The organism is Pseudomonas sp. LBUM1673, assembly GCF_059695645.1.
The window spans coordinates 6,343,086-6,353,551 of record NZ_CP166780.1 but is presented as its reverse complement, the minus strand read 5'-3'; the positions used below and the strand labels follow the sequence as shown (position 1 = coordinate 6,353,551).

Genomic DNA, 10,466 nt, shown 5'->3' with positions numbered 1-10,466 from the left:
GCTACCGGGCTCTTTCCCTCCTTCCTCAAACGCCAGCTTCTCGGGCGTAAGCTTGAGCACACCCATTAGGATTTCCACGAGATGGATCTGGTCGATACTCTGCGTAACAAAATTTCGGCACTGGGCGATGAGGAATGTGTTCCAGGGCTCAAGGCCGTGCTCCTCCACATAGAGACCGCATTTGGTCATCTGTCGAGGGGGCAGGAGGATGGTGAGGATACCGCCTTCACAGATTCAATCTATCGTACTAACCAAGCATTCGAAGGCAGCATCAAGGAAGCGTACCGAGTTCTGGCCAACAAGGATCCTGGCCGAAAAAAACCGTACGAGATTGAGAGCTACCTTGAAAAAAACGGTGTGTTCAAACCTCGGGTTCTGTCCCAGCTAACGACCTACCGCACAGAGTGGCGGAATCCATCCTCTCACGATTACAAACTGAATTTTGACGAGAGCGAGGCCTTCTTGGCCATCGTGTCCGTCTCCGCATTCTCATGTCTCTTGTTGGATCAGATCACTGAGCGCGTTGCTTACAATGCGGCTCAGGCGGAAGCAAAGCGTGAAATACAAGCTGCTATTGAGAGTATCAATGCTGCGAAGGAAGCTGGTCTTCTGGAATGGGTGGCGGAATTGTTTTTGCGTTTTTTGTCCCATTCTGAAGTGGATATGAAGTCAGGCCCAGCGCGTCGGCAAGCACAGTTCATCGGCGGTCTATCTGGGTATATGGCTACCGTTGCCCCTGAGCTTGTTGTCCAGACAAACGTTCCCTTAGGACGCATGAGTGCAGATTTTATAGTTGCTCATGAGGATGAGCAGGTCATGGTTGAAACCAAAGGCCGATACAGTTCAGAAACCTTTAGTTGGTCGTTAACGCAGTTGCACGAGCTTCTGAGGGCCCACAGAGGTGCCCTCACCAAAGGTCTGATCATTTTGGGTCTAAGTGGTGATATGAGGCAGTTACGACTTCCTTCTGCCTTGCCAGGGGTCGAAGTTATCGTTCTGATACCAGCGGATGCACGCGTGCCAGAGGATCTGATGACTCGTTTCTCGCAGGGCAGTCTGCTGTAGCTGGCCACTCACGATTCTCCGCATAGCCTGTGCACCTCTCCCTAGGGCTGCAGCGGATCAGTCAGGCAGATCCTTGTGTCAGTTGCGCCCACCGACAAACATCATGAGAGCCCTCCATGAATAACGTTGAGCTGATCCAACAAAAAGCTGAGTTGGTTTTTGGCAACAAAACGAAAGCAAATGACTGGCTGACTCAGCCCAAAGTCGCTCTGGGTGGTCAATCACCGATTGAGCTCGCCCGCAAAGAAGCTGGGTATCTATTGGCCAAGGATGCGCTTGAGCGAATCGACCATGGATACACCGGCTAACAGGGTCAAGTGATGGGAAGAACATCAGATCGCAACAGCACGCGAGCTGATGGCCAACTCCGCAGGCATGCGTCAGTCGCTGAAAGCGAGCTTTTCAGCCAAATCAATCACCTGTTTTCGAGCGTATTTGTTCAAGCTGTGAAAGCACAGCAGCAGATGCGCCGTCTCGTCATCCTCGCAATAGAAATAGGGCACTGGCAGGTTCAGGACAGCAGCGATCTGCTTCACGATGCTTTCACCCGGCTGGTGAACGCCCTTTTCGTATTGAGACAAGCATGCAACTCAGTAGCCTATGTTCGTGCATGCACCTTTCTGTTGAGCAGCCCCGACCACAGCATTCCTTAGGGCTTCAGCTGTCGTGCCTGCCTTAGGGCGACCAATCTTGTCGAACTCGATCGGCCCGATGGCGAGGGGGGATCCTGGTGAAAGAACTCTAAGCAAAGGATCCTTATCAACATCTTTCGGCCAGGATGACATCTTGAAGATCTTCGCCTCCGAACAGACCATACGAAGAGGTGCGACCTCAGGCGATAGCGGATTCACTGGATCGAAACCATTGAAAGGAACCTCGTCTTCGTATACGAATGCGACGTACCAAGGACTTCGATGCGAAGCGTCGCTCGGCGCTGAATGCAGCTCGAATCGGATGGGTATGTCCGTGTCCTTCGGTAGTTGAACGAGCTCCGGAGTGTTTGAGTCCATGTAACCGAAATTTGTTTCCTGGGAAAGCACAACCCAAACTCTTCGTGCGTCACGAAGACCACTGTTTCTTAACGTGATGGTGACTGCGTACTCCTTCACCGTCTGATCTGAATAGAAGGTATCTGGCCTTTGCGAACTCAGAGACGTCTCCCCTGAAAGTACAGAAATCGAGGGGCGACCAAGCGCGATTTGATCGATATAGACTTTCTGGGCGAAGGCCTGAGAAGCCTTTGCAACACTGTTCGCGCTCTCCGCCGCTTCCCACGTGAACCAGGCCGCTACCGCCGAAGCCACCGTGGCAATGAACGTGAACCCTCCCAGAACGCCCACTTTGCAAGCAAGACGCCATACGGCCCGAAAAGAATCAAGAATCCCTTCCCACAGCAGCTGCAGATTCCACAAAATGTCCACCTGAACGCCCTACCAATTAGTCCCGTCACGGTATCGGCCAAGGGGGCATCGGCATGAGCTCAAGCACCCTTCCACGGGTTCGCTCCCCCAGGGAGTGAAAAATAACGGTTAACGACGCACTCTTCTGACGAACAATCCAAGGACTGGAACTGCATCATGATCAATCTCTACGCACACAAACTCTGGTCAATATTCAGAGAGCAGATCATTGCTCTTGATGGCGGGCTATGTGTTGACTGCGGAAGAGGCAAGGATGAGGTCGTTCTGCAGGTTCACCATAAGCACTACATCAAGGGCCGCAAGCCTTGGGAGTACGAAACACTCGATTGCGAAACGCTCTGCAGGGGCTGTCACGCCAGAGAGCACGGAGAAATCCAGCCAGACAGCGGGTGGGAGTATATCGGCGAGGAAGATCTGGGAGACTTGAGTGGAAACTGTGAACTGTGCGACAACGCCATCCGCTATGTTCACTACGTAATACATGAGCACTGGGAGCAGATGGGCGTCGGCACACATTGCTGCGACAACCTCACCGGAACGAAAGAGGCTACAGAAGGAAGGCGACGCCTAGGGCGATACAGGCGATTCATGTCCGCGACGAAATGGACTGGAGACAACAACTGTCTGAAAACCAAACATGGTGCCCTCACTGTCGCAGTTATCCCTGACCAGCAAAGCTTCCAGTTGATCATCAATCAGGCGCCAGGGCGAAAGAGATTCGCGAGCATGCTGGACGCGCAAAATTTTGCCTTCACTTTTATTGATAGCGGTGAAGCTGCGCAATTTGCCCAAAAACAAAAGGCAGAAAACAAGAAACTTCGAGTCTAGCCCCCTGGATGGATGATCAGGTACACCCTGGCCAATCGTATAACGCGGATCAGAGCCGCTAGCCTCCCGCTTTCGCTCACAGACAAGTGTCCTGCACCTGCCGTCCTCGATAGCGTGCAAGTAGGCATCTAGAGGTACTTGCCTAACACTGCTCCGCCCAACGACAGCACCTCAGCCACTTGCTCAAACAAGCTGACCGGTAGGCAGTAGTCCACGAAGCCGTGATCCACTGTATCTGCCAAAGCTAGATTTAAGGTCTTCAACGTATGATGTCGACGCCGCCCATGAACTGCTTAAGAACAGCCGGCACGCGGATCGAACCGTCAGCCTGCTGATAGTTCTCCAGTACCGCCACCAGCGTACGACCGACTGCCAACCCGGAACCGTTCAAGGTGTGCACCAGTTCCGGCTTGCCGGTTTCCGGGTTGCGCCAACGCGTTTGCATGCGGCGGGCCTGGAAGTCGCCACAGTTGGAGCACGAGGAGATTTTGCGGTATTTGTCCTGGCTCGGAATCCATACTTCCAGGTCATAACTCTTGAACGCGCTGAAGCCCAGGTCGCCGGTGCACAGCGCCAGGATGCGGTAAGGCAGGCCCAGCAGCTGCAGGACTCTCTCGGCGTTGGCAGTTAGGCTTTCCAGCGCTTCCATCGACGTCGACGGCTCGACGATCTGTACCATCTCGACCTTGTCGAACTGGTGCAGGCGGAGCATGCCACGGGTGTCGCGACCCGACGCGCCGGCTTCGCTGCGGAAACACGGGGTATGGGCAACAAACTTGAGGGGCAGTTGTTCTGCATCGAGAATCTGCCCCGCCGCCAGGTTGGTCAATGGGACTTCGGAGGTAGGGATCAGGTACAGATCGGCTTCGCCGTCGCGCCCGATCTTGAACAGGTCTTCCTCGAACTTCGGCAGTTGACCGGTACCTTGCAGCGCCGATGCCCGCACCAGGTACGGGGTGTAGGTCTCTTCGTAGCCGTGCTCGCTGGTGTGTAGGTTGATCATGAACTGCGCCAGGGCGCGGTGCAAACGGGCAATCGGGCCGCGCAGCAGAGTGAAGCGCGCACCGGATAGCTTGGCGGCGGTTTCGAAGTCCACCCAACCGAACTTCTCGCCAAGTGCGACTTGGCCCTTGATCTCAAAATCAAAGATTCGTGGAGCACCCCAGCGGCGTACTTCGACGTTATCGTCTTCGTCTTTGCCGAACGGCACGGACTCGTGCGGCAGGTTGGGAATACTCAGTAGGATCGCCTCCAGCTCGGCTTGGATCTTGTCCAACACAGCCTTGTTCTCGTTCAGCTGGCTGCCCGTGTTCTCGACACTGGCCATCAGCGGTGCGATGTCTTCGCCGCGTTGCTTGGCCTGACCAATACTCTTGGAAATCGCGTTACGCTCAGCCTGCAGTGCTTCGGTGCGGGTCTGGAAGGTCTTGCGCTGTTCCTCCAGCGCTTCGATGCGCGCAACATCTAGGATGAAATCACGGGAGGTCAAGCGATCCGCCACTTCCTGAGTATGACCGCGTAGTAACAGCTTGGGATCGAGCATAGGAATATCTCGCAGTGTTGGAATATGTCGCTTCGCATAGGGCTGGGTTGATCGATGATTCGAACTTGATCTGAAACCGAGATCAGTTGCCCAGAGGCAATCCTAATTTAATCAAGGCATCCATCCCCGTGGTGTCATGGATGTGTGCGTAATGCTGTGGCGTCCAAGTCGCAATTTCCGCCCGGAACACCTCCATAGATTTAAAAGGCATGGTGGCCGTGGCATCGAGCATTCCGACGCGTTTGTTGCTCCACCGATCGACGTCGTCCAAGCGAAGAAAGTAGGCGTTGATACCTGGCGCATAAACCATTTCGGCGCGAGCGCTCAGGCATAAAAACTCCTTCAGAAGTTGTAGAGCGGCCCCCGTCCCCAAACAGCCTCAACCGCTTGTATGTAGTAGCTGGCACACAAGGGGAGCTCGCTGCGTGGATCAAACATTCACATTATCCGAAGTGAGTAATGGGGAAGACTCTGGAGAGTGTTCGCGAGCCAGGAATGCAGTTACGATCAGCGTGCCTTACTGTATGCATTTAACGCTTGAAAAGCCGGCAAGCTCACATGCTTGCGAAAGCCTCTGCCGGACAAGATGTAAAGGGCGTCTTCGCTTTCAAAAAAACATCCGTGGAGGTCTTTTTGAAATCCAGTGATGAACCTGTCGCGTGCTGCAATTCGCCCTTCGCTGTCGAATACTGCTTCGTGGACGAGCAGAACTGAAGGTTGCAGGCCTCGTTTTCTGACGTCCCTCTCTTCAGTTTCAGGGAGCAAGATGTCTAGGAGCATCCAGTTTCGAACGATGCAAAATGGTTGGCCATCGAACTCCTCGCGTGCCAGTCTGATCAGCTCGTCATCCTCTAATCGCGATCCCCCTATCATCCTTGCCGGGCCATACAACACATCTTCAATCAATTCGGTTTGCACATTGCTGCCTAGTTCTTTGAAAATTTTAATGCTGCACGAAAGCCTTCCAGACATCTGCTGCCCTTGGGTCGTGAGTATTGTTTTAGCTTCGCCTGAAGATTGGAAACCTAAGCTTCGTCAATGAATTATGTTGAACGCGGGCAAGGCACCATTTTCATACCACCAGTGACAAATCAAGTATCGGCTCCCGCTCAACGTCTCACAGAGCTGATACCCCTTAACCTGGAACACTCTTTCGAGCTTGGAACTACGGATCGTTTTACCATCCGCAAACCGCCCTGGCGTTTCTGAAAAAAACACTCCAATCACGCAGGGAGGTTGAAACTCGGCGCAACATAGATACCCACTAATCGGTACACCGAAATCGATTTTCTTTGCGTCCCGCACACATTGTGGAAGCCCCATTCCCCTACCTTTTTGCCTGCAAACGCCACCGAAGGCGACATCAGTGAACTCGGTCAAAACGGTCTAAAGCGCCATTTTCATGCAGCCAATGAGCAACGACGAAAATCCCGCCATCGATTATCGTGAAAAGGTCGTAGCCTGCACGCCGACACCGGTTGATGACCGGCAGAGCATGGAAGGGCAGACCTTCCGGGTACTTTTTTGCCGGGTCGAAAAACAACAGACCTGTGATTTTTGGAGGTCGCTCCAAGGCGCAGAGCAAGTACCCGGCAACATCCGGATCAGTAATGGCTTCACGTGCTCTCTCAATGACTCTTGGATATCTGTGAAAGCGGAGATCCGAAAGTCCGGCACCATAAGTCTTTATCCAGTACATCCTGGCTACCTTCCTTAAATGGGTCAGATTTCAATCGTGAAATCCGGAATGAATCCTGTGTCTTCCCGTGGATAACCTCTTGGATTTGAGATAAACCGGCACCCATCCAGCTCGACATCAACAGCGCGATGCGTATGCCCAAAGATCCAAGCGTCCACCTGTGGCAAAAGCGAGTGCCATCGATTTGTGTAAGCCGCGCTGAGATCCCCGTCATGCTTGTCTCCCTCAACTTCCGGGATGGGACAATGGTGCGTAACAACGACCGTTGAACCTTCAAACGGCTTAGCGAGTTCATCGCTCAGGAAGTCATACGCAACCCGGTTTCGCTCAATCACGTCATTAGGGCGTAGTCGGCGAAAGCTCTCCTCCGCTCTGATCACCTGGAAGTCATTCATCCATTGGCCACACGTCTTCGTCGCTGCCACAACATCTCCGGTGGATGAGAAATCCGTCCACCCCGTTGTGGCCAGGAAGCGCGTTTGGTTGCAAACAAAAACCTGGTTTTCCAGGACGTGAATATGCGGTGAAGCGGCCTCTCGCATTTTGCGTAGCGTGTGGTCGATGTGGCCTTTGTAAAACTCGTGGTTGCCGGCGCAATAAATGACGGGCTGGCTGAACACCTCGTTTGCCCAGCTAACGCCTCTCGCCTGGGTGTCGATGTCGCCGGCCAAAATGACCAGGTCGGCGTCAGTCGAGGGCGGTTCAAATGGGGCGAACTCGTTGTGCAGGTCTGAGTAAACTCGAATCCTCATGGGCTCGCTCGATCTCGATTTAAACCTATATTGACTAGACCCTAGGCACAGCTTCACGCGTGGTGAGTGCGACCTGCCTTCCTAACGGAGCAGATGCGCAGGGTTGAAAAGCCAGAAGTTCCGATACTAGCACTAAATTGCATTTATCGGAACAGCTGCGATGTGGCCCCATCCTTGTCTTTTGGGACGAACATGTCGCTCACTAAACAGCTTGCCGCAGCAATCAGAGTGATTCGCAGGCAACGTGGACTCGGGTATGAGGATCTGGCCGACGTCAGCGTGCAACGCCATATCAGTGCGTTGGAGCAGGGCAATGCCAACCCCAGCCTTGGCAAGCTGATGAGTCTTGCCGCCGCATTAGACTTTGATCCCGTGGCTCTATTGGCGATATGCGTTGCCTTGCGAGATGGCAATACTCCTGATCAAGCACTCGAACGCGCCCATGCCCAACTGAGTGACTTCATACACTTGGGAGGTATCAAGCAGCTGGAGAGCGAATATGCCGGAAGCGAACTGGTCAAGCGCCGCTCTGGGAAACCGACCAATAACGAAAATGCTGACGCGGTCAAAAAATTAAAATCTGAAGGGTTAAGCCAAGCAGAAACCTGCCGGATTCTTGGATTATCGAAATCAACAGTGCATCGCTACTGGCAAAAATGATTGAATTATTTGAGGCGCTACCGGACTATCTTTACAGCGTTAAATAAACGCAACGATGTAAGCATGATCGAATACGGGGCGCGCTGGAGGTCTGCCAAGATCGACATCGACATCGGCACTCGATGATCACCGCCTTCGCGCCCATGCAGCGGATATCGGCAAGCGGGGCGGTTGCGAGAAGGCTGGCAGGGCCCCTCATTTTTGGGCAAGGGAAGCCCATCATGACCTGAGGTGCTAGAGAGGTAAATCCCCCACGAAACCGAGCAACCCTGCGGAGACGCCCTCTTTCCAATACCTACGGATACAGCATGAAAGCGCTGCCATCATGCCACTGGCTAGGATCGATATCCGTGATGTCTAGCCCGTAGGTACGTAGCAGCCAGCGTGTTTGCTGGCCGTGGTCACTTCCAGGTTCACTGCGACCGTGAAGCGCGATCCGATTGTTTACGAGGGCGATATCACCTGGTTGCAGAGCTACAGCGATCGCACAGTCAGCACATGCGTGCTTCAAAGCGTCCATTGCTTCCTGCGCGGATTTGTGGCCAATGTCAGCAATCTGCGTAGTGCTGTGGCTGAACCGGATCCACCAGCTCCCATTCATTTGGAAGAGAAGCTGCGCATCATCGACATCAAGTTCGTCGCCCAGAATGTCCACCATTCCATCACGGAAGGTCAGTTGCGAACCAATGATGTACTGGGGCTTCTGGAGCTCTTCGATATGCTCTTGGCTCAATCGCGCCATGAGGTGGTCGAGGGGCATCACCGTAGTCGGAACTTGCTTCGGGTTACGCAGTGCCGACAAGCACACGAAGTCTGGAGACGGTGCAATGCGGTCATTCAGAGGGTCGCGGTACCCCCGCAACGGGAAGGTCACACCATCCGTGTGCCCGCTCATCTTGTCCGCCGATTTGACTGTGAATTTACCTCGGCCAGGCGGGAACACCACCAAGTTCACGAACAGGTCGCCTTCGTTCTCGGATCCGTAGGAAACCGTGGCTGAATTGATAGCCGCAAGGCACGCGATCGCAGTTACTCGGGCCAGGACAGTTCCTTCTGCTTCGGGTACCGGGCAAAAATCAATGGGGGTGTCGGGTAGGTCACCTGGCTGGAAAATAGCCTCCAGCTTCAGGCATGGCTGTGCCCATGCAAAGGCTTGCACGTCTGCACAGCTGCTGCCCCGGCTAATCAGCTCACGTTCGATCGCTGGCTGCAGCTCACGCCCCAGATCGCCAGGGCGCGCCAAGTACTCAAGCACTTGCTCAAAGGTCACGTTCGCTCGCCATTCGCTGACAGCGACACGCACTGCTTCTGAAAAGATTGTCTGGATCAATTGTATCCCTACACTCGCGAGTGATATAAAAGTGATGTACGTCAGCGTGATTCTCACGCACGATCCTACCAGCGACCAAATCCGTCTATGAAATTGCCTAAGCTTCAGCCTGCCGATTATCTCCAAGGGTGCGCTAGTTTCCTAGCCTGCCTTAAGCCATTCATGCACCTGCGGGAGAACTCTCAGGGCATTGAGTGCGAGATGACTCTGGCTAATGGCCAGTCTGTGGTGGTCACTGGCAAGGACGAGCCGCATCTGCTGCTTAGCTTGATGTCCGTACTCGTCGAACTGATTCCTCAAGTTCCCACTGACGAACGGTCAGCGATGGCACCTGTCTCACGCACAGCGCCTGCTGATAAGCAGACTTTGGAGACGACCATGCAACCTGCCACTAGTACCAAAAACACCGATGAACGAACCCAAGCTGCCCGCTTGCAAATTGGTTTAACTACTAAGGTCTCGCTTCACCAGTTGGTAAGGGGAGTAGCAAAACGCCGTGGGGTATCGCTATCGATCGCTGCGCGTGATCTGTTGCAGGATGGGTTGACTCGATTCGACAAGGAATCAAGGACAGTAGACCCGTCGGAGCTGCTGACTGATTACGAGCGCACAGCCAGTGATTACGAAGGCGCGGATTCGGAAAGTTGGATTATCCGGGCTGACAGACGGCTGGTGATGAGAGCGCGTTTACGCGCAGGCGAGTATGAGCGCTCGTTGTCTTCCTTTACCAACTTCCTTCTCGCCGACGCGTTGATCCATTGCCCTCACGCTGCCGCTGTGCGTGAGGCGACGACTAGTTCGAATACCAGTGATGAGGCTGTCGTAGAGGCTATCAGGGAGATCGAGCAGACCAGTGGGGTCAAAGCTCGTGCTCTCGCTCCTCAGATCGATCTAGGTGAGCAACGCGGCCTGACCAACATGATCCTTGGTGGTTCGGTACTGGCACCTGCGCGAGTCCTGGCGAAGCTGGCCGCCGCTTTGAAGATGCCTCTGGACGTTTTGTCGGTAGCCTTAGAGCGTCGGTTCGCCACCCAATGCGTTCCAGCTTTTAAAGCGACTGATGGAAAACCAACCGTGCAAGCGGAACGCAAGGCTTGGAGTGTTGCAGTCAAAGAGCTTCAGCTACCAGCTGAGGAGCAACAGCGTCTCCTGAATCTAGAGGGCTAAG

The 10,466-nt window shown here is 54.0% G+C and carries 12 protein-coding genes; 5 read left to right on the top strand and 7 right to left on the bottom strand.

Annotation, left to right across the window (positions count from 1 at the left end):
* The first annotated feature begins 81 nt into the window (after positions 1 to 81).
* Together ACA044_RS29105 and ACA044_RS29100 are read left to right on the top strand one after the other, a co-directional pair.
* A complete protein-coding gene (locus tag ACA044_RS29105; RefSeq protein WP_497444325.1) occupies positions 82 to 1,065 on the top strand; it encodes a hypothetical protein in 984 nt (327 codons plus the stop codon).
* Between the two features lie 116 nt (positions 1,066 to 1,181).
* On the top strand, positions 1,182 to 1,373 hold the full coding sequence (locus tag ACA044_RS29100) for an MbcA/ParS/Xre antitoxin family protein (RefSeq protein WP_007897747.1): 192 nt from the start codon (positions 1,182 to 1,184) through the stop codon (positions 1,371 to 1,373).
* A 72-nt stretch (positions 1,374 to 1,445) separates the two neighbouring features.
* Here the strand turns inward: ACA044_RS29100 and ACA044_RS29095 are convergent, their stop codons facing one another.
* Positions 1,446 to 1,601, bottom strand: coding sequence for a hypothetical protein (locus tag ACA044_RS29095; protein ID WP_161990865.1), 156 nt, complete (start codon positions 1,599 to 1,601; stop codon positions 1,446 to 1,448).
* Between the two features lie 54 nt (positions 1,602 to 1,655).
* On the bottom strand, positions 1,656 to 2,486 hold the full coding sequence (locus tag ACA044_RS29090) for a hypothetical protein (protein WP_007897749.1): 831 nt from the start codon (positions 2,484 to 2,486) through the stop codon (positions 1,656 to 1,658).
* Positions 2,487 to 2,642: 156 nt separating this feature from the next.
* Here ACA044_RS29090 and ACA044_RS29085 point away from each other — a divergent pair, with 156 nt between their 5' ends.
* Complete coding sequence (locus ACA044_RS29085) at positions 2,643 to 3,314, top strand: HNH endonuclease (protein WP_140894894.1); 672 nt, start codon at positions 2,643 to 2,645, stop codon at positions 3,312 to 3,314.
* 259 nt (positions 3,315 to 3,573) lie between these two features.
* Here the strand turns inward: ACA044_RS29085 and serS are convergent, their stop codons facing one another.
* From serS to ACA044_RS29065, 4 genes are all read right to left on the bottom strand, one after another.
* Positions 3,574 to 4,857: a serine--tRNA ligase gene (serS, locus tag ACA044_RS29080; RefSeq protein WP_140894895.1), complete on the bottom strand. Its 1,284-nt coding sequence runs from the start codon at positions 4,855 to 4,857 to the stop codon at positions 3,574 to 3,576.
* Positions 4,858 to 5,364: 507 nt separating this feature from the next.
* Entirely contained in the window at positions 5,365 to 5,829 is a 465-nt protein-coding gene (locus ACA044_RS29075; protein ID WP_140894897.1) for a DUF6957 family protein, read from the bottom strand.
* A gap of 391 nt (positions 5,830 to 6,220) precedes the next feature.
* Positions 6,221 to 6,556 (bottom strand): hypothetical protein, encoded by a 336-nt coding sequence (locus ACA044_RS29070; RefSeq protein ID WP_140894899.1) that lies wholly within the window; start codon positions 6,554 to 6,556, stop codon positions 6,221 to 6,223.
* Positions 6,557 to 6,579: 23 nt separating this feature from the next.
* Complete coding sequence (locus tag ACA044_RS29065) at positions 6,580 to 7,308, bottom strand: metallophosphoesterase (protein ID WP_140894900.1); 729 nt, start codon at positions 7,306 to 7,308, stop codon at positions 6,580 to 6,582.
* 192 nt (positions 7,309 to 7,500) lie between these two features.
* Here ACA044_RS29065 and ACA044_RS29060 point away from each other — a divergent pair, with 192 nt between their 5' ends.
* The gene (locus ACA044_RS29060; RefSeq protein ID WP_140894901.1) at positions 7,501 to 7,968 is read left to right on the top strand and encodes a transcriptional regulator; all 468 of its coding nucleotides are present in this window, start codon (positions 7,501 to 7,503) and stop codon (positions 7,966 to 7,968) included.
* Positions 7,969 to 8,263: 295 nt separating this feature from the next.
* On the opposite strand, the gene ACA044_RS29055 is transcribed toward ACA044_RS29060, so the two are convergent.
* Positions 8,264 to 9,355 carry a TauD/TfdA family dioxygenase gene (locus tag ACA044_RS29055; protein ID WP_140894902.1) on the bottom strand — a complete coding sequence of 364 codons (1,092 nt, stop codon included), beginning with the start codon at positions 9,353 to 9,355 and terminating at the stop codon, positions 8,264 to 8,266.
* A gap of 144 nt (positions 9,356 to 9,499) precedes the next feature.
* Here ACA044_RS29055 and ACA044_RS29050 point away from each other — a divergent pair, with 144 nt between their 5' ends.
* Positions 9,500 to 10,465 (top strand): hypothetical protein, encoded by a 966-nt coding sequence (locus ACA044_RS29050; protein WP_497444324.1) that lies wholly within the window; start codon positions 9,500 to 9,502, stop codon positions 10,463 to 10,465.
* Position 10,466: the final 1 nt, after the last annotated feature.

Coding starts and splice junctions, on each gene's coding strand:
- ACA044_RS29105 (WP_497444325.1), top strand. CDS start 82: ATGGATCTGGTCGATACTCTGCGTAACAAAATTTCGGCACTGGGCGAT.
- ACA044_RS29065 (WP_140894900.1), bottom strand. CDS start 7,308: ATGAGGATTCGAGTTTACTCAGACCTGCACAACGAGTTCGCCCCATTT.
- ACA044_RS29070 (WP_140894899.1), bottom strand. CDS start 6,556: ATGTACTGGATAAAGACTTATGGTGCCGGACTTTCGGATCTCCGCTTT.
- ACA044_RS29050 (WP_497444324.1), top strand. CDS start 9,500: ATGACTCTGGCTAATGGCCAGTCTGTGGTGGTCACTGGCAAGGACGAG.
- ACA044_RS29085 (WP_140894894.1), top strand. CDS start 2,643: ATGATCAATCTCTACGCACACAAACTCTGGTCAATATTCAGAGAGCAG.
- serS (WP_140894895.1), bottom strand. CDS start 4,857: ATGCTCGATCCCAAGCTGTTACTACGCGGTCATACTCAGGAAGTGGCG.
- ACA044_RS29075 (WP_140894897.1), bottom strand. CDS start 5,829: ATGTCTGGAAGGCTTTCGTGCAGCATTAAAATTTTCAAAGAACTAGGC.
- ACA044_RS29060 (WP_140894901.1), top strand. CDS start 7,501: ATGTCGCTCACTAAACAGCTTGCCGCAGCAATCAGAGTGATTCGCAGG.
- ACA044_RS29100 (WP_007897747.1), top strand. CDS start 1,182: ATGAATAACGTTGAGCTGATCCAACAAAAAGCTGAGTTGGTTTTTGGC.